This window comes from Pontibacter indicus (assembly GCF_900156345.1).
GTDB classification, from domain to species: Bacteria; Bacteroidota; Bacteroidia; order Cytophagales; family Hymenobacteraceae; genus Pontibacter; species Pontibacter indicus.
The window spans coordinates 1-20,080 of the sequence record NZ_FTPP01000004.1 but is presented as its reverse complement, the minus strand read 5'-3'; the positions used below and the strand labels follow the sequence as shown (position 1 = coordinate 20,080).

The window sequence follows — 20,080 nt, the reverse complement described above, 5'->3', positions numbered from 1 at the left end:
AATAAAATCCCCGCGGTTCTGGTACGGGCAATATAGTTTTGCCATATTTGTAGGCTAAGTGTAGTATACCCCCTATTTCTGATGAAGGCCCTTTACAAATCAGCCTTTTTCCTGATTATCCTGCTGTTGCCTTTGGTGACCCAAGCCCAGAAACAAAAGTCGAAGGCGCAGCTCGAGAAAGAGAAGAAGGAGAACCTAAACCGTATTAAAGAAGCGAACCGCATTCTGCAGCAGACCAAGGTGCAGAAGGAGGCTTCTATTGGCCAGCTCAACGCCATTCAGGAGAAAATTACGGTACAGAAAGGGGTGATCAGCACCATTTCCAGGGAAATACAGCTACTGGAATCGGGCATGAAGGAAACGGAAGGTATAGTAGGCGAACTGCAGGCCGACCTGGAAAGCCTGAAAGCCGAGTACGCCACCATGGTGTACGCCGCCTCCAAAACCGCCAACAGCTACAACAAGCTCATGTTCGTCTTCGCTGCCGACTCTTTCAACCAAATGGTGCGCCGCCTGCGCTACCTGCAGCAGTACTCCGAGGCCCGCAAGAAACAGGTAGAGCAGATCAATAAGGTACAGGCGGCTCTTACGGGCCAACTGCGCACACTGGAGTCGCAGCGCGAAACGAAGCGTGGTTTGCTGAACAAGCAGGTGGTGGAAAACAAAAACCTGCTCTCGCTCCGCAGCCAACAGGACACCATGATCCAAAAGCTAAGCAAGCAGGAAGAGCAGCTCAAAAAAGAAGTGGCCCAGCGCCAGCAGGCCGTCCGAAAGCTGGATAACCTCATCGCCGACATCGTGAAAGAGGAGATTGCCCGCGCTGCCCGTGCCGCTCGCGAAGAAGGACGCGCCACCAGCGGAAGCTCCAGCAAGATCACCCTCACACCGGAGGCTGCCCTTATCTCATCTTCGTTTGCGGGAAACCGCGGTCGCCTGGCCTGGCCAGTAGAGCGCGGCTTTATCTCGCAGAAGTTTGGCCGGCACAATCACCCGGTACTGAAAGGCGTAGTGATAGAAAACCGAGGAATCGACATCCAGACCAGCCAGGGAGAGCCAGCCCGCGCCATATTTGAAGGCAAGGTCCTCACGGTGGCCAGCGTGCCAGGCATGAACAACATTGTAATGGTGCAGCACGGCGAGTACTTCGTGGTATACGCGAAGCTGCGCACAGTTAATGTGAAGGAAGGCCAGGATGTGAAACCAAAAGATGTGATTGGCACAGTGTATACCGATGCAAACGGCACAACCGAACTGCAGTTCCAACTCTGGAAAAACAACACCAACCTGAACCCGGAAAGCTGGATCAGGCCAAAGTAGACCTCCTGTTATACCTGATAGAAAAAAAGCGCAACGGGCCATTTAACACCATGGCCCGTTGCGCTTTTTAATTTTCTTTAGATCATAGCTCCGGTCTCTGTACCCCTATAAAAGAAAAAACACCCTACAAAGCAGGGTGCCTTTCCAAGCTATGAAAACAAACTTAAAATTATATTTAGACACTTTCTCCGGTTCAGGAGGGCTGTGTTAAATTTCTATGGATTAATTTACAACCTTTTGATTACACTTGCAAACAGAGAATTAAAAAAACTTAATATTTATTTTTTCCGCCTCTTTTGCTCTTTCCGTCTGTGCCTCTTCCAGGCAACCGGGTGTGATTCTGTTGTACATGGCACATTACAACTAGCTTGCCAAAAATTAAATAAGCATCAACTATTTGATTATCAGTGTAAATACCTATGCCAACTGCATTCATTTTTCCCTATATCGGAAACATTTTTTTCATTTTGGGAAAAACAAGGGGCAAACAGGTTCGAAATAGCAAGCCGGAAGGAAGACCTCGAATATATTTTTTCCTCTATACGCCCAGTTTCAAACGAGGTTGCAACTCACTTGCATCGCACTTTCAACAGGTCATTCACGCACCGCACCTGATCCTTTCGCGCAAAGTGGTTTACCCAGATAATAACAGGCAACTAAACTAATGTTCTTAAATGTGGGTTAAATTAAAATATAAGCTTTATTTTTGTAGCAATTCATTCTTAAAACTTTAAGACCATGGTAATTACCAACATTTTTGCATTTATCGGAGGTTTAGGAGGCACAGAGGTAGTCCTGATCTTGTTTGCTATCCTGTTACTTTTCGGTGCCAAGCGTATACCTGAACTTGCAAGAGGACTGGGCCGCGGCATCCGTGAGTTCAAGGACGCCACTAAGGAGATCAAGTCTGATATCGAGAGCTCTGTTAAAGACGACCGCAGCAATACGAAGTAATCTTCTCAGAATAATATTTTATGATTCTTAGTACGGTTCTCCTCTTCCTGGCAGACGTAGGAGGAGGAGAATTACTCGTTGTACTAACCGCAGTACTTCTCCTTTTTGGATCAGACAAGCTCCCTGGTCTGGCACGCGCTGCCGGTCGCGGTATGCGCAGCTTCAACGATGCTAAAAGAGAAATCCAGGACGAGCTGGAACGCTCCATCAAGGACATAAAAAAGCCTGACTAGTTTGAAATCATACCACTCACTTCGTGACATTCGCAGCGAGATTGCCAACGGGCAACTTTCGTGCAGACAGCTGGTAGCGCACTACCTTCATAATATTAAGCAGAAACCTGAGCTGAACGCTTTCCTGGAGCTATTCGAGGAAGAGGCATTTGCCCAGGCCGACGCAGTAGATAAGAAACTCGCTTCGGGGCAAGCCGGCAAGCTGGCAGGTATGGTCATCGGCCTTAAGGACGTGCTGGCTTACGAAGGCCACTCGCTGCAGGCATCCAGCCAGATCCTGAACGGTTTCAAATCACTCTATACCGCTACGGCTGTGCAGCGCCTGCTTGCCGAAGATGCCATCATCATCGGTCGCCAGAACTGCGACGAATTTGCGATGGGTGCTTCGAACGAGAACTCCTCGTTTGGCCCCGTACTAAATGCCGATGACCCGACACGCGTGCCCGGTGGTTCGTCCGGAGGGTCAGCTGTAGCCGTGCAGGCCGACCTGTGCCTGGCATCGATCGGCTCCGACACGGGTGGTTCGGTGCGCCAGCCCGCTTCTTTCTGCGGTGTGGTGGGCCTGAAGCCTACGTATTCGCGCATTTCCCGCTACGGCCTTATAGCTTACGCCTCCTCTTTCGACCAGATCGGTGTCATCTCGAAAAGCGTGGAAGACGCAGCCCTGCTGCTGGAAGTAATGGCGGGCAGCGACGAGTATGACAGTACCGTAAGCCACCGCCCGGTGCCGGCCTACAGCCAATTGCTGCAGTCAGACAAAAAATACAAGATTGGTTACATCCGCGATTGCTTCGAGAGCGAAGGCCTGGACGCTGAGGTGAAAAATACCATCCTGGGCGTGAAAGACATGCTGCAGGAGGCAGGACATCAGCTGGAGGCTGTAGAGTTCCCATACCTGGACTACATAGTGCCGACGTACTACATCCTCACCACAGCAGAAGCCAGCTCCAACCTGGGCCGCTTCGACGGGGTGAAGTACGGCTACCGCAGCGAGAACGCCACCGACCTGACTTCGCTTTACAAGAAAACGCGTGCGGAGGGCTTTGGTCCCGAGGTGCAGCGCCGCATCATGCTGGGCACTTTTGTGCTGAGCGCCGACTACTACGACGCCTACTATACCAAGGCGCAGCGCGTTCGCCGTCTCATAAAAGATAAGACGGACGAGTTGCTGCAACATTATGATTTTCTTATATTGCCTACCGCTCCTACTACGGCCTTTAGGTTAGAGGAGAATACGGCGAATCCGTTGGCCATGTACCTGGCTGACATCTTTACGGTTCAGGCCTCGCTTGCTGGTGTTCCTGCCATCTCTATTCCGGTAGGTCGCGATGCCAATGGCCTTTCCATCGGGTTGCAGTTAATGACCCGCTCATTTGAGGAGCCGCAACTGCTCGCTTTCTCAAATTACATACTGGACAAGCTAACCGTTGAAGCATAAATTATAATCATGCAGTTTAGACTCTTTACAGTACTTGCAGCACTGGTTGGAAGTATGTGGGCTTCCCATGCCCAAGCTTCTGACTTTTCGATCAGGTTTGAAAGGCTCACAGAAAAAGACTCACTAAAGAAACCACAGGCAGACACCACTTTCCTTTCACAAGAGGAACTGGCCCTCCTTGTGGAGTACATTCCGTATGAGCCCGATGATGTGATTCAGGACCGGCTGAGCTGTATTGAGGCTGACATCCCCTTGGTATTTAACAAGTTCGTGCGCAACCACATCGACTACTTCACTGTCCGCAACAGAAAGTATACGCGCACCATGATCTCCCGCGAGAATGTGTACTTCCCGATCTATGAGAAGTACCTGAAAAAGTACAACATGCCGCAGGACATCAAGTACCTTTCCATTGTTGAGTCTGGCCTGAATCCGAAAGCTGCCTCTTGGGCAGGCGCTGTTGGTCCTTGGCAGTTCATCAAATCCACCGGCAAAGAGTATGGCCTGAACCAGGACCAGTACATCGACGAGCGCATGGACATTGAGAAATCGACGGATGCGGCGATGCGATTTCTGAGCAGGCTATACCGCACCTACGGCGATTGGGAACTGGCAATGGCTGCCTACAACTGTGGCCAGGGCAACGTGAACAAGGCGATCCGCAGAGCGGGCGGCGGCAAGAAGACATTCTGGGAGATCTTCCCATACCTGCCAAAGGAGACGCGAAGCTATGTACCTTCCATGACGGCGGTGATCTATGCCATGAAGTATGCGCCGGAGCACAACATCTTCTCCGACTCTATCCTGTACGCACCCAACTATACCTACCTGAACGTCAATCATGCACTGGATCTGGAGAAGCTGGCAGCAGAACTGCACGTGGACACACTGGCACTATTGGCCCTGAACCCGGAGATCAAAAAAGCAAAGCTTCCGGCCACCGTCCGCAATTATAAGCTACGCGTTCCGGCTCAGACCGCACAGCTACTGGCTGCCGAACAAAGCTGCATTCTGCTCGCTGCCACACCAACACCTCCGCCAGTTAAACAAGCCTTGCCTGCCGAGGCACCCGTTATGCTGGCCTCTGCCACCACAACCCACGACGCGCCAAAAGACAGCCTGGTGCAGAAAACATACGTGGTGCAGCGCGGAGACAACCTGTTCGCCATCGCCCGCAAGTTCGGCGTGAGCATCGACGAGCTGAAGGAATGGAACAAACTCGCAGGCTCTGATATCAGGGTACAGGACAAACTGCTGGTCTGGCAGCCTGCCCCGGAAGCTGCTCCGGTCTTGCTGGCATCTGCCAGCAACAGCACAAGCAAGGCAGCCAGCACGCCGGCCAAGTCTAAGCCAGCCCAGAGCCAGGCCCAGCCAGCGCGCGTTTACCACGTGCAACCGGGCGACACGCTCTGGACCATTTCCCAACGCCACGAAGGGGTAACGGTCGAAAAGATAAAGAAGCTGAACAAACTCAAGAACAGCGCCATCAAACCAGGTCAGCAGCTCATCCTGAGCTAAGCCGACAGGTATAGATCGAACGAAACACTCTTCTACCGGAAGGGTGTTTCGTCGTTTATACCCTTCCTGCTTTATCAATTTATTGCAATAGAGACGGCAGCAGCACCTGAAACTTAGCTGCCTGATAAAAAACACAATATTCTGCTAGATGGAGATTTACAAGGGTGTATCTTTGTCGATTACGGCTTTGATAAACCATAAAATCTTATCAAATTGGCTTTAGGCTTCTGTCCAGTGCAAAAGCCGTACAGTGCAAGGGAATAAAAACACGAGACAACACCAACAACGCATACCATGATCAAAGTAAACAAAGAGGACGCACTCAACTATCACATGCAGGGCCAGCCCGGCAAAATAGAAGTCGTGCCGACCAAAATGCTGAGTACCCAGCATGACCTGGCTCTGGCTTACTCTCCTGGAGTAGCCGAGCCCTGCAAAGAAATAGCCGCTGACAAAGAGAATGTTTATAAATATACTGCCAAGGGAAACCTGGTAGGCGTTATCTCCAACGGAACAGCCGTACTTGGGCTGGGCAACATCGGTCCGGATGCATCGAAACCAGTGATGGAAGGCAAGGGCGTACTTTTCAAGAAGTTCGCAGGTATAGACGTGTTCGACATCGAGATTGACTGTACCGACCCGGAAGAGTTTGTTCGCATTGTGAAGTCGCTGGAGCCTACTTTCGGCGGCATCAACCTGGAGGACATCAAAGCACCGGAAAGCTTCAAGATCGAGAACGCCCTGAAAGAGCAGATGAACATTCCGCTCATGCACGACGACCAGCATGGCACGGCCATTATCTCGTCGGCGGCATTGCTCAATGCCCTTGAGCTGGCAGACAAAAGAATAGATGAAGTTCAGATCGTGATCAATGGCGCAGGCGCTGCCGCCATTGCCTGCACCAAGCTGTACGTGGCCCTGGGTGCCAAGCTGGACAACATCGTGATGTTCGACAAGGACGGTATCATCCGGCCGGAGCGCAACGACCTGGATATCTACAGAGCGCAGTTCGTCACCCTGCGCAAGATCCACACCCTAGCGGAGGCCATGGAGAACGCAGACGTGTTCATCGGGCTTTCGGCCGGCAATGTACTGGCACCTGAGCTAGTGAAGCGGATGGCGCCTAACCCGATCATTTTCGCGCTGGCCAACCCTGACCCGGAAATCGACTACGACCTGGCCATGGATACCCGCGATGACCTGATCATGGCAACCGGCCGCTCTGACCATCCGAACCAGGTGAACAACGTACTCGGTTTCCCTTACATTTTCAGAGGAGCCCTGGACGTGCGCGCCACCGAGATCAACGAGGCCATGAAACTGGCGGCTGTACGTGCCCTCGCCGAACTTGCCAAAGAACCGGTTCCGGAAATGGTACACAAAGCCTACGGAGACAACACCATCTCCTTTGGCCGCACCTACCTGATCCCGAAGCCACTCGATCCGCGTCTGATTACGGCGGTGTCCCCGGCGGTTGCAAAAGCTGCCATGGAAAGCGGCGTAGCCAAAAGCCCGATCACCAACTGGGAGGCATATGAGGTAGAGTTACAGGAGCGCATCGGCATCGACCAGAAGCTGATGACGCGCATTACGAACCAGGCGAAGAAAGATCCGAAGACGGTGGTGTTTGCGGAAGCAGACCACTACAAGATTCTGAAGGCAGCCCAAATCGTAAAAGAGCAGCGCATCGCTAACCCGATCCTGCTGGGCAACAAAGCCCGCATCGCAGCCATCATCGAGGAAACCAACCTCGACCTGCACGATTGCGTGATCATCGACCCATACGAAGAGGACGCGAAGCGCGAGGAGTTTGCGCAGCTGCTCTATAAGAGACGCCAGCGCAAGGGCCTCACTCTGTTCGACAGCCGCCGCCAGATGCGTGACCGCAACTACTTCGGCGCCATGATGCTCGAAACGGGCGAAGCAGATGCGCTTATCTCGGGCCTTACCCGCGACTACTCCAAGACCATTCTGCCATCCCTGCAAATAATTGGGGTTGAGGAAGGTATAAACAAAGTGGCAGGCATGTACATCATCCTCAACAAAAAGGAGCCGTACTTTTTCGCCGATACGACTGTGAACGTGAACCCAACCGCCGATGAACTGGTAGACATCATTGGCCTGACCGCCCGTGCCGTGCGTTTCTTCGACACGGAGCCGCGTATGGCTGTGCTCTCGTACTCCAACTTTGGCTCGGTGCAGGGCGATATACCGAACAAGGGTGCCGAGGCAGTGCGCAAGGCGAAACAGCGTTACCCAGACCTGCTGATCGACGGTGAGATGCAGGCGAACACGGCCATGAACAAGAACCTGCTGCGTGAGCACTATCCGTTCAGCCAGTTGGCCGAAAAAGGAGCGAACACGCTTATTTTCCCGACACTTACTTCGGGCAACATCGCCTATAAACTGTTGCAGGAAATAGGTGGTGCTGAGGCAATTGGACCGGTACTGATGGGTATGCGCAAACCGGTGCACATCCTACAACTAGGCAGTTCTATCCGCGAGATTGTTAACATGGTGTCCATTGCTGTCGTAGATGCTCAAAACTATAACAATAAACATATATAGATGATCGCATACATTGACGGTAAGTTAGCACTGAAAGATCCAACGTATGTCATTGTCGATGTCAATGGCATAGGTTATCAGATCAAAATATCTCTGAACACGTACTCGTCACTGCCTGAGGGGGAGCGCTGCAAGCTGCATACCTACCTGCACATCAAGGAGGATGCGCATACCTTGTATGGTTTTACGACAGCCGCCGAGAAAGACACCTTCCTACACCTGATCTCGATTTCAGGTGTAGGCCCCAACACAGGTCTGATGATTTTGTCGTCGCTTACGGTGGATGAAGTGCAGCAAGCCATTGTGCGGGAAGATGTGCGTACGATTCAGCATGTGAAGGGAATCGGGGCGAAAACCGCGCAGCGCATCATATTGGAATTAAAAGATAAAATAAAGAAAGAAACCATGCTGGCCGGTAGCACGGCGGTTCCTGTTTCTGCGCACAATACGTCACGTGCAGAAGCGTTATCAGCATTAGTTACACTAGGCTTTGCCAAGAACGTGGCCGAGAAAACGCTTGATGCCATCATCAAGCGGGAGGACAGAAGCCTGAGCGTAGAGGAACTAATAAAATTTGCCCTGAAGTCTTCTTAGTCGGTTTAATCGGTAGAACCCAACTTGATCTGGAAAGGTAAAAAAAACAGCCTGCTGTTTGCAACGGTTGCTGCTATCACTATGCTGGCATGGTGGTCGCAGGCCGCAGCAGTGCGCTCAAACAATAGGTATAGCACCCTTATTTTTTCAGATATTTTCGTCCAGGATACAATTCCGCAGGATTCCGCCCGCCTGCAACGCTACATCCCGAGCCGACGCCCAACCTTTACCCCAAGCGACCGCCTGGGTAGTCCGCTCGGTACACGCCCAAGTTCCTCTCCCCTATTATTAGGCCAGCCCTCCAATATTGAGCTGGAGATACAACTCGACGACAGCCTGCGCCAGTACAACATCAACGAGCGCATGGGCGAACTGGACTACCGCCTGCCTTCCACCATGTCGTGGGAGGAGTATTCCCGTTACCAGCGCCAGCAGGCCATCCGCGACTACTGGCGTACCAAGTCCGCTGGTCTGGATGGTGAGAGCGTGGTGAGTGGCCGTCGCCTGGTGCCGAAGATTTACATCAGCCCGGTATTTGACCGCGTGTTCGGTGGCAATTTTGTCGACATCCAGCCAAACGGTAACGTTAACCTCAAGTTCGGAGCCCGCTTTAACCGCAACGAGAACCCGTCTATACCTTTACGACAGCAGCGCACCGGCGACTTCGACTTCGACCAGAACATCTCACTTAACCTGGTGGGTAAGATCGGCGAGAAGATGCGCCTTAACTTTAACTGGGACAACAACGCCAACTTCGAGTTCGAAAACAACATGAAGCTGGACTACACCGGTTTCGAAGAAGAGATCATCCGCAAGGTAGAGGCCGGTAATGTGAGCCTGCCGCTGAACAACTCCCTGATCACGGGTGCTCAGAACCTGTTCGGTATCAAAACACAGCTGCAGTTCGGTCGACTGGGCGTCACGACAATTGCCGCCAACGTGCGGGGCCGCAACGACGAGGTGGTAATTCAAAACGGAGCGCAGAACAAGCCGTTTGAGATACGGGCCGACAGTTACGACCGCGACCGTCACTTCTTCCTATCGCAGTTCTTCCGCGGCCGTTATGACAAAACGCTGCAGAACCTGCCGCTGGTGAACTCGGGTATTGTGATCCGCCGCTTGGAGCTGTACGTGACCAACAACAACCGCTCGACTGAAAACCTACGCAACATGGTCGCTTACATGGACCTGGGTGAGGCCGACCCGTTCCGGAACCAGTTTGAGCGCAACCCGCTGGCCCCAGCTAGCAACAACGCCAACACGCTCTACAGCCTGATCAACACCAACCCGCAGGCCCGCAACAACGACCAGGTGGACACTTACCTGAACAGCCTGGGTCTGCAGAAGGCCATCGACTTTGAACACGTGCGCGCCCGCCGACTGGACCCGCGCGAGTATAAGTTCAATCCACAACTTGGCTACATCTCCCTCACCACCGCCCTGCTGCCCGACCAGGTGCTGGGCGTGGCCTTTGAGTATACCTACAACGGCCAGACCTACAAGGTGGGCGAGTTGATGGAGGACTACCAGAACCTGCGCGACGACCAGGTGATCCACATGAAGTTGCTGAAGGCGACCAACCCGGCATTGGAGTACCCGACCTGGGACCTGATGATGAAAAACGTCTATAGCCTGGACGCGACACAGGTGAACCGCCAGAACTTCCAGCTTCAGATCGTTTACAAGGACGATGAAACGGGCGTTGACATCACCAGCTTAAAAGAACCAAGCCCGATCCAGAACATCCCGCTGATCGAAGTGCTCAACCTCGACAACGTTAACACAAACAATGACAAGCCCCGTGACGGCAACTTCGACTTTCTGGAAGGTATCACCATTGACCCAGAGACAGGACGTATCATCTTCCCGGTGGTAGAACCATTCGGCTCATACCTGGCCAGCAAGTTTCAAGGGCGTCAGGATTTAGTGGAGCGCTACGTTTTCCAGGAGCTCTACGAACAGACGCAGACGGACGCGCAGCAAAACACCCTAAAAGCAAAGTTTTTCCTCAAAGGCCGTTTCCAGGCTAGTTCTACGGACGAGATTATGCTGCCTGGTTTCCGCATTGCCGAGGGCTCTGTGGCGGTATATTCCGGCGGCACGCGCCTGGAAGAGGGTACTGACTACCAGGTTTTCTATGACCTTGGCCGTATCAAGATTCTGAACCCCAGCTACATTGCCTCAGCCAGCGACCTGCGCGTGACCTACGAAAAAGCCGAACTGCTCAACATACAGCCCCGCACCATGCTGGGCGCCCGCTTCGACTACCGCGTGAACAACGACCTGAACCTGGGCGGTACGGTGCTGCACCTGAACGAAAGGCCGTACATCAACCGTGTGAGCATCGGCGACGAGCCTACCAACAACACCATTTACGGGCTGGATGTAAACTTTAACCGCGAGTCGCGCTTCCTGACCAAGATGACGGACATGATCCCGTTCATTCAGACCAAAGCGCCGTCTAGCGTGACTTTCAGTGGTGAGTTTGCGCACCTGGTGCCCGCTGCCTCCAAGTCGCCGGTGAACGAAGACGGCACCTCATACCTTGACGACTTTGAAGGAGCCGAAACACCGTTCAGCTTGGGTGGCTTCAACAACACCACCTGGCGATTGGCTGCCACTCCTGCCCCACTGGCGCAGGGCACTGGCCTGGAATACGCCTACAACCGCGCCCGCGTGGCCTGGTATACCATCGACCAAATCTTCTACCGCGACAGCGAAGGCCTGCGCCCGAGCAACATCAACGACGAGGAACTCGCGAATCACTACGTACGACCTGTGCCCCGCTACGAGGTGTTCCCGGGCCGTGACCGGGAGATCGCCAACGCCTACGAGTATACCTTCGACATGGCCTACTACCCACGGGAACGTGGGCAATACAACTACAATCCGGAACTGGACGGGCAGGGCAGGCTGCAGGGCGACCCACGCAAGAACTGGGGCGGTATCAGCCGCGAGATCACCTTCGACACCGACTTCGACAATGCCAACGTGGAGTATGTGGAGTTCTGGCTGATGGACCCTTTCCTGACCGGCCCGAGAGGACGTAAAGACGAAAACGGTAACCCAATCGTGAACAACGAAGGCGGTGAGCTGGTGATCAACTTGGGCAACGTATCGGAGGATATTCTGAAAGACAACCGCTATGCCTTTGAGAACGGCCTGCCGACTTCCGCTACCGACAACCAGAACATGCAAACCACCGCCTGGGGCCGCGTGACCACCCAGCAGTTCCTGACCGATGCTTTCTCGGCTGTGCCAGGCGCACGCGGTTTCCAAGATATTGGTTTGGATGGTTTAGGTGACAATGCAGAGCGCGAGTTCTTCCAGAATAGTTTCCTGGGCCGTATACCGGGCGGCGCGCCTCAGTCCGTGCTCTCCGACCCCTCAGCCGATAACTTCCTGCACCACCTCGACGAATCTTATGACCAGCAGAACGCCGGCATTCTGGAGCGTTACAAGCGTTTCAACGGCATGGAAGGAAACTCGCCGGAGCAGAGCCGTTTTTCTAACTATGCCTTCCCGGACAAGGAAGACCTGAACCGCGACAACGTGATCAGCGACCTGGAGCAGTACTACGAGTACAAGATCAAACTGCAGCCGGGCGGCATGAGTGTAGGCGAGAACTACATCGTGGACAAGATCGTGGATACCAGGACCGGTGAGAACGTGACCTGGTACCAGTTCCGCGTGCCGGTGCGCCAGCCGACGGGCAACGTGGGCAACATCAGCGGTTTCAAGTCCATCCGTTTCATGCGCATGTACATGACGGAGTTTGCCGATCCGGTGGTGCTCCGCTTTGTGCAGTTCCAGTTTGTGGCCAACCAGTGGCGCACCTTCCTGCAGCCGATCACGGACGGTAACCCTTGCCTGAACTGTACTGACGATGCCCGCTCATTTACTGTGTCTACCGTGAACATCGAAGAGAACGGCGAAAAAGTACAGGACGAAACGCTCATCCCTTATGTGATGCCGCCAGGTATAGAGCGCCTGCGCGACTATGCCGCCACCAACAACCGCCGCCAGAACGAGCAGGCGATGCAGCTGTGCGTGGAGGATCTGAAGGACTCTTTCTCGAAGGCGGTGTACAAGAACCTGACCATCGACATGCTGATCTACAAGCGCCTCAAGCTGTTCCTGCATGCCCAGTCACGCGACCCGAACACCCGCGACAACGATGTGCAGGCCTTTGTACGCATCGGTACCGACTATACCCAGAACTACTACGAGTACGTGGTGCCGCTCAAACTGACACCGCCCGGCACGACCAGTCGCGAAGGCATATGGCTCGCTGAGAACGAAGTGGACGTGGCCCTGGAGGATTTTGTGAACGCCAAAGTGGAGCGAAACCGGATTGCAGGAGGCTGGGACAACCGTCGTCCGTTTGAGGTCATGCTGGAAGGTGGCAAGATGATTCGCGTAGTGGGTAACCCGGATTTCAGTGAGGTGCAAAGCGTGATGATCGGTTTGCGCAACCCGACCGTGCCCGGCGAAGACGCCCGTCCGCAATCGGTGTGCGTGTGGGTGAACGAGCTACGCGTAACAGACTTTAGAAACAACTCCGGCTGGGCCGCCAACGCCCGCCTCAACACCAAACTGGCCGACTTTGCCAACGTCACGGCAACTGGTAGCTATACTACCATCGGTTTTGGCGCCCTGCAGCAGAAGATCGCGCAGCGTGCCCGCGAGAACACCGCCGTGTTTGATGTAAGCGCCAACATCGTGGCCGATAAATTCCTGCCTGAAAAGCTAGGCATTAAAGTGCCGGTGTCGGTGCAGTACGGTACCATGAACAGCGCTCCGCAGTTTGACCCGCTCGACAAGGATGTGCCGCTGGAGCAGTCGCTGACCAGGTATGAGACGAACGAAACGCAGCGGGAGTACAGGCGCGAAGTAAGCACCCGAGAGACCCGAAAGAGTGTGAGTTTACTGAACGTGCGGAAGGAACGGACCAATCCGGAGGCCAAGGTGCGCCCATATGACATTGAGAACCTGTCTTTCTCATACTCATATGCCGAGCGCCTGTTCACCAACATTGAGACGGACCGCGACTTCACCCGCACCTATACCGGGGCGGTGGCCTATACCTATACCAACACGCCGCGCAACTACGAGTTCTTCGCCAAAAGCGAGAAACTCAAATCGCCATACCTGCGCCTGATCAAAGACCTGAACTTTACGCCGCTGCCAAGCCGATTCGCCTTCCGCGCCGACCTCGACCGCAGGTATAACGAAACGTTCCTGCAGCGCCGCGATCCGGGCTCCGGCCTGATCACCTCCCGCGGTATAGAGCCTACGTTCCAAAAGTACTTCTTCTTCAACCGCATCTACGACCTGAAGTGGGACATCAGCAAGAGCCTGTCGCTGGACTATACCGCCACCAACCGCGCCGTGGTGGACGAGCCGGACTACCGCATCAACCGCGACGTGGACTCCCTCCGATATAAGAACAAGGTGATCTGGAACAACCTGCGCAACTTTGGCCGCAACACGCACTTCAACCAGCTGGTGGCTGCCAACTACAAAGTGCCGTTCGACAAACTTCCGCTCACCGACTGGCTGGGTGCCGAAACCCGCTACGCCGTTACCTACATCTGGACGGCGGGCTCTACTGCCCTGAACCAGGATGCTCCTTTCAAGCTAGGTAACACCGCTGAGAACAACTCTGAGTTCAGCGTGAACGGCCGTTTTGACATGGTGAAGCTCTACAACAAGGTCAAGTTCCTGAAAGAGGTGAACAGCCCGTCGCAACCGCAGGCCGGTCCGCCGGTGCCCGCCCCCGGCGACTCGGTGGTACAGAAGCGCTCTGAGATGAAACTGGCCAAAGGGCTGGCCCGCTTCCTGATGATGACCCGCTCGGTGAACTTCACCTACCTGCAGAACCGGGGCACCATGATGCCGGGCTACCTGCCACGCACCCACATGTTCGGTTTCGACGATGGCTTCGATGCGCCGGGGCTTCCGTTCATATTGGGTCGCCAGTACGACCTGGACGAGCTGTATAACCGCGCCTTCACCAACGGCTGGTACACCGACAGCAGCCAGTACCTGAACACGCCATTCAGCAGCATCAATACTGAGACCTTCACAGCCAGGGCCAACATGGAGCCTTTCCGCAACTTCAACCTGCAGCTCGATGCTCGCCGCAATGTGTCGGAGATCGACGAGGTGTTCTACCGCAAGCAGTTCGATGACTTCGGCAACATCGGCACCGTAAACGAACGCCAGAACCCGATCAGTACAGGCTCATTCAGCACGTCCTTCTTTGCGCTGGGCACCATTTTCGAGAAGACAGCAGACGGCACGTCGGCTGCCTTTGACAACTTTATCCGCAACCGCTACGAGATACGCGAGCGACTTACCAACGCCAATGCGGCCGCCGGCGACTCGGGCTATACCCTGAACTCGCAGGATGTGTTGCTGCAGTCTTTCCTATACGCCTACCAGGGGCGCGATGCCAGCGGTTACCAGGCCAAGGGAGGCAACCCGGTGAAGCGACTGCCTATCCCTAACTGGCGCATTGACTACAATGGCCTGTCACAACTCGAATTCTTTAAACGCTGGTTCAGCCAGGTAAACCTCACGCACTCCTACAACTCGACCTACAACGTGACGAGCTTTACCACCTCACTGGCGTACGAAAACAACCCGGGTGACTACCCAACCCGCCTCAATGAGTTCGGGCAGCTGATTCCGTTCTACATCGTGAACCAGCTCACAGTGCAGGAGCGACTGGAACTGCTGGGTGTGAACTTTAGGACCAACACCAATCTGACCGGCCGCCTTGGGTACAGGATCGAGCGCAACCTGTCGCTCAACCTTACCAACGCCCAGGTAACCGAAACCAACGTGAAGGACTATACCTTCGGCTTCGGGTATGCCACGACCAACTTCCGTATACCTTTCCGGATAGGCGGTGAGCGACGCACGCTGGAGAACGAGCTGACCATACGCATGGACATGTCAGTGCGCGATAACCAGACCGTGCAGCGGGCCATTACACAGGACGAGCAGGGCAACGAGATCAGCCAGAACCAGATTACCAACGGTACCCGCCAGCTGCAACTGCGCCCTACCGTGGATTATGTGCTGAGCCAGCGCGTGAACATCCAGTTCTACCTGTTGCGCACCGTGTCCGATCCTAAAATATCCACTTCTTTCCGAAACAGTGTGTCGGAAGGAGGAGTACAGTTACGTGTTAGCCTGCAATAGTTTTTTCATTGCGAAAAAGACCGTATTTTTGGATATCATTTAACCCAAAGCAATAGATATGAATTTACCTGACAACCTCAAGTATACCAAAGACCACGAGTGGGTGCGCGTAGAAGGCGACATAGCTTACATTGGCATCACGGACTTCGCGCAGAGCGAGCTGGGCGACATCGTGTATGTTGACATCGACACGGTGGACAAAGAAATCAGCCAGAACGATGTGTTCGGTACGGTAGAGGCAGTAAAGACGGTGTCTGACCTGTTCAGCCCACTGAGCGGCACGGTGCTCGAGTTCAACGAGAAGCTGGACGGCAGCCCTGAGCTGGTGAACTCCGATCCTTACGGCGACGGCTGGATCATCAAATTGTCTATCGGCGACACAAGCGAAATCGAAGGCCTGCTGACAGCTGAAGGCTACCGCGAAGTAATCGGTCAGTAATTTTGCAAGTATAGAGGCAGGTTTGATCCTACGGTATAACTTCTTTACCATTATTTGGGCAGCAGTGATCATGGTTTTGACGCTGCTGCCCTCCTCTTCTATGCCCTCCCTTTCTATTTGGGAGATCTTCTCTTTTGATTCCTTTGCGCACGCCTTCATGTTTGCCGTGCTCACCTTCCTGATGGTGGTGGGTTTCAAAAAACAGTATACTTACATGCGTGTGCAGCTCCACGCCATCCGATCAGCATTTTTTGTGAGCTCCATGTTCGGCATCGCGATCGAACTGCTGCAGCACTTTTTTATACTTGGCCGTCAGGGCGATATTGTGGATGTGCTGAGCAACACCATTGGCTGCATTCTGGGCGTCCTGCTCTTCAAGTGGATCTACGAGCTGTAGCGCACCCACACCTCTCTCCTATAAGGTTTCTTGTTTAAACACAGGTATAGCCCTGATTTTCAGCAAGTCATACTCAATTAGCTATTGCCTATATGGTAGCTATTGAGTAGCTTTAGTGCTATTCTATGCCCCTATGCCACCACGCTACAAACTGAAACAAACACACTGGCTCCCTGTGCTCTTCCTGCTGGCCCTGCTCCCGCTTCAAAGCCAGGCACAACAGGCTCCATCAACTCTTCCGAAACAGACAGTTCGCAAACTGGCACCTCATCTGCAGCGCCTCTCCCAAACAGCACCCGCTGCCTCGTACCGGATACAGGTTTCCAACAAAAAGGCGTTCTATACCTGGCTGCAGCAACACCAGCCAGCTGTTACCATTAAAGATTCTGGCTCACAAGGCAATATGTTGCTGATCAGCGGCATTAAACCAGCGCAGCTGCTGCAATTGGCCGCATCATCAGAAGTGCTATACGTGGACAAGCCCAACCGTAGGGCTGTGGAGGAACTGGAGCTGAAAGACACAGATTTTGTGGTGAACAACGTATACGCTGCACAGGCTGCCTTCCCGGAGATGGCGGGGCAAGGTATGGCGGTGTCCGTAAAAGAGGCCGCCTTCGACCCGGACGACATTGACCTGCAGGGTCGCGTTCTCAATCCGGAAACGATACAGGGCAACCGCAGTTCGCACGCCACCACCATGGCCACCCTGTTGGCAGGCGCCGGCAACTCAGGCCCTAGCGGCAAAGGCGTGACGCAGCATGCCCTCCTCGCCCACTCCAGTTTCGAAGAACTGTTCCCTGACAACAGCGCAGATTTGTTAAGCCAAGGTATAAGTGTGCAAAACCACTCCTATGGTGTAGGGGTGGAAAATTATTATGGCCTGGAGGCGCAGGCTTACGATGAGCAAAGCTTCCAGCACCCTGCGCTGCTTCACGTGTTCTCTTCTGGCAATAGCGGCGACAAAGCCGAGTCAAGCGGCACCTATGCTGATCTGCCAGGTATAGCCAACCTGACCGGTCAGTTCAAAACCTCCAAAAACACCCTGAGCGTAGGGGCACTCGACCCGGATGGGCAGGTGGGGATACGCAGTTCCAGAGGGCCCGCATATGATGGTCGCATCAAACCGGAGTTGGTGGCCCATGGCGCTGCAGGCACGTCTGAATCGGCGGCAGTGGTATCAGGTATAGCCTTGCTGGTGCAGCAGCTTTACAAAGCGCAGCACGGCAGTCTGCCACCGGCCTCGCTAGTAAAAGCAGCCCTGATCAACAGTGCAGAAGATGCCGGCAGTCCCGGCCCCGATTTTGCGTCAGGCTTTGGCAATGCGGATGCGCTTGGAGCACTTCGCAGCATAGAAAGCCAGCGATTTAAGCTCGATGCGGTGACCGCAGGCCAGACGCGCACGTTTCAACTGAACGTGCCCAAGGGAGTAAGGCGCCTGAAGGCCACCCTGGTCTGGCATGACCCTGCCGCAGCCCCTGACGTTGAAACAGCACTTGTCAACGACCTGGACCTAGTGCTGCGCCATCCTGCTTCCGGCAAGAGCTGGCTTCCCTGGGTCCTGAGCACTTTCCCCCACCCCGACTCGCTGCAAAAGCCTGCCCGTCGCAGACCGGACCGCTTAAATAACGTAGAGCAAATCACAATCGGGGCACCGGCAGCGGGTACCTATACCTTGCAGGTGTCGGGTTTTCGTGTGCCGGAGGGCGCGCAGGAGTTTAGCCTGGTGTATGAACTGGAGCAAGGCCTGGAATGGCTATACCCCATGGCTACCACAACCCTGACAGCTGGCCAGGCCAACCGTATTGCCTGGCAGCCCAATGCCGCTACTGGTGTGGCCGAGCTACAGTACCGCCTACAGGACTCCGATAACTGGCATACCGTAGCATCAGGTATAGATTTGCGCCAAGGCAGCTATACCTGGCAAGCGCCTGACACAGTAGCGCAGGCTCAGCTACGATTGTTTGGTACAGGTATAGCCCTGCAGACAGAAGAGTTTATCCTGGCCCGTCCGGCCACTATACAGATCGGTTTCAGTTGTGAAGAGCAGTTGATGGTGCACTGGAGCAAGCAGCCCAATGCGCAGGAGTACCAATTGCTCCAGCTTGGCGCCACACACCTGGAGCCGCTTACCATCACATCCGACACGCTCGCTATCATCGACCGGAGCGCCCTGCAAGGTCGCTACCTGGCTGTGGCCCCTCTTATCCAAGGCGCTCAGGTAACTTATAGCCGAAGTATTCCGACGGATGCAGAGACGTCGCCGTGTTACATCAGCAGTTTCCAGCCTCACCAGTTGGTAACGCCCGATGTAGCTCGTTTCAACCTGAATCTTAGCACAACCTACCAGTTGGCCCACCTGCGCCTCGAGCGCCTGGAGAAGGGCAGCTTTAAACCAATTGACAACGGCAGCCCAACTGCCGGCCTGCAGTACCAATTCCTGGACCCAAAGCCCATACCCGGCCGAAACGTATACCGCGCCAGTGCGATCACAGCTAATGGCAAAACGATCTACAGTCAGGAAGAGGCTGTGATATACACCCCGCAAAACTTTGTGCAGGTATACCCCAATCCGGTTGCAGTCGGACAGCCCCTGTTCGTTGCCGTGGAAAACGAGACAGTAAGCGTACAGATCATCGACCGCCTGGGCCGGCCTTTGCGGGAATCGCATGAGACAGGTATGCTAAAAGAACTGCAGACCAGCGGCCTCCTGCCCGGGCTTTACATCATCCGCCTGACAAACGAAAAAGGCACTGTACTGTCGAGTAAAGTGGTGGTGCAGTAAAGGTATAGCTGTCCTTTCTTTATAGGTATAAGGTGCCACTGCCTCTTCCATACCTATACCTATACCAGTTTGTCCCGAGCGCAGTCTCTGGGAGACTCTTCTATAGCCGACACGAGCGTGGACGCCTTTTCCTGTTCCAAAACTATTCTGGAATGGGCCTTGACGAGAGAATTGTTCCCTTAAGTGGACCAGAGGGGTGTAAGGCTACAAAGCGGCCTGCATGTGTGCCCAATGCTAGTAAATCCGCAGTAGTAAATACACCTATAATCCCCTCATCTTCCATTGCTATACTTCAGCTGGAAAGGCAAATCTGAGAATGTTATAGGACAAGGTAAGGCGTGAACGCTCGCACCATTAAGTTTCGCTATACCTAAAACAAGGGCAGGTATAGCAGCCACAACTGCCATGTACATGCTTAAACTCACAAACTTGAGCGCATAAAAAAGCACAGCCCCTTTGGAGAGGCTGTGCTTTTTACAGCTTTAAGAACCTAACTATTGGTACAGGTATCGCAGGGCTGTTCTGTCGTTTGAGTTGAAGTAGCGGTTCACACCAGTGCCGATGCAGGCCAGCATCCAGGAGTTAGGATCGGCGCCGGTTGGCGTGCCCGGGATATGAACGGCACCCA

12 protein-coding genes are annotated in these 20,080 nt (G+C 54.1%); 11 read left to right on the top strand and 1 reads right to left on the bottom strand.

All coding sequences use genetic code 11. The features are described 5' to 3' along the window. Positions 1 to 81: 81 nt before the first annotated feature. From B0B12_RS17040 to B0B12_RS16990, 11 genes are all read left to right on the top strand, one after another. On the top strand, positions 82 to 1,317 hold the full coding sequence (locus B0B12_RS17040) for a murein hydrolase activator EnvC family protein (protein WP_076671401.1): 1,236 nt from the start codon (positions 82 to 84) through the stop codon (positions 1,315 to 1,317). A 738-nt stretch (positions 1,318 to 2,055) separates the two neighbouring features. Continuing rightward, the gene (gene tatA / locus B0B12_RS17035; RefSeq protein ID WP_076671398.1) at positions 2,056 to 2,271 is read left to right on the top strand and encodes a twin-arginine translocase TatA/TatE family subunit; all 216 of its coding nucleotides are present in this window, start codon (positions 2,056 to 2,058) and stop codon (positions 2,269 to 2,271) included. 20 nt (positions 2,272 to 2,291) lie between these two features. Beyond that, a complete protein-coding gene (locus B0B12_RS17030) occupies positions 2,292 to 2,504 on the top strand; it encodes a twin-arginine translocase TatA/TatE family subunit (RefSeq protein ID WP_076671395.1) in 213 nt (70 codons plus the stop codon). A 1-nt stretch (position 2,505) separates the two neighbouring features. Next, positions 2,506 to 3,942 (top strand): Asp-tRNA(Asn)/Glu-tRNA(Gln) amidotransferase subunit GatA, encoded by a 1,437-nt coding sequence (gene gatA / locus B0B12_RS17025; protein ID WP_076671392.1) that lies wholly within the window; start codon positions 2,506 to 2,508, stop codon positions 3,940 to 3,942. A gap of 9 nt (positions 3,943 to 3,951) precedes the next feature. Next, positions 3,952 to 5,460, top strand: coding sequence for a lytic transglycosylase domain-containing protein (locus B0B12_RS17020; RefSeq protein ID WP_244554747.1), 1,509 nt, complete (start codon positions 3,952 to 3,954; stop codon positions 5,458 to 5,460). Positions 5,461 to 5,754: 294 nt separating this feature from the next. Then, complete coding sequence (locus B0B12_RS17015; protein ID WP_170871903.1) at positions 5,755 to 8,028, top strand: NADP-dependent malic enzyme; 2,274 nt, start codon at positions 5,755 to 5,757, stop codon at positions 8,026 to 8,028. Continuing rightward, the gene (gene ruvA / locus B0B12_RS17010) at positions 8,029 to 8,622 is read left to right on the top strand and encodes a Holliday junction branch migration protein RuvA (RefSeq protein ID WP_076671386.1); all 594 of its coding nucleotides are present in this window, start codon (positions 8,029 to 8,031) and stop codon (positions 8,620 to 8,622) included. It abuts the gene before it with no gap. Between the two features lie 81 nt (positions 8,623 to 8,703). Continuing rightward, entirely contained in the window at positions 8,704 to 15,834 is a 7,131-nt protein-coding gene (sov, locus tag B0B12_RS17005; protein WP_076672096.1) for a T9SS outer membrane translocon Sov/SprA, read from the top strand. Between the two features lie 58 nt (positions 15,835 to 15,892). Beyond that, on the top strand, positions 15,893 to 16,273 hold the full coding sequence (gene gcvH, locus B0B12_RS17000) for a glycine cleavage system protein GcvH (RefSeq protein ID WP_076671383.1): 381 nt from the start codon (positions 15,893 to 15,895) through the stop codon (positions 16,271 to 16,273). Positions 16,274 to 16,295: 22 nt separating this feature from the next. Continuing rightward, positions 16,296 to 16,670, top strand: coding sequence for a VanZ family protein (locus B0B12_RS16995; RefSeq protein ID WP_076671381.1), 375 nt, complete (start codon positions 16,296 to 16,298; stop codon positions 16,668 to 16,670). A gap of 133 nt (positions 16,671 to 16,803) precedes the next feature. Further along, entirely contained in the window at positions 16,804 to 19,452 is a 2,649-nt protein-coding gene (locus B0B12_RS16990; RefSeq protein WP_076671378.1) for a S8 family serine peptidase, read from the top strand. Positions 19,453 to 19,946: 494 nt separating this feature from the next. On the opposite strand, the gene B0B12_RS16985 is transcribed toward B0B12_RS16990, so the two are convergent. Continuing rightward, positions 19,947 to 20,066 (bottom strand): M57 family metalloprotease, encoded by a 120-nt coding sequence (locus B0B12_RS16985; protein WP_342039376.1) that lies wholly within the window; start codon positions 20,064 to 20,066, stop codon positions 19,947 to 19,949. Between the last annotated feature and the right edge of the window lie 14 nt (positions 20,067 to 20,080).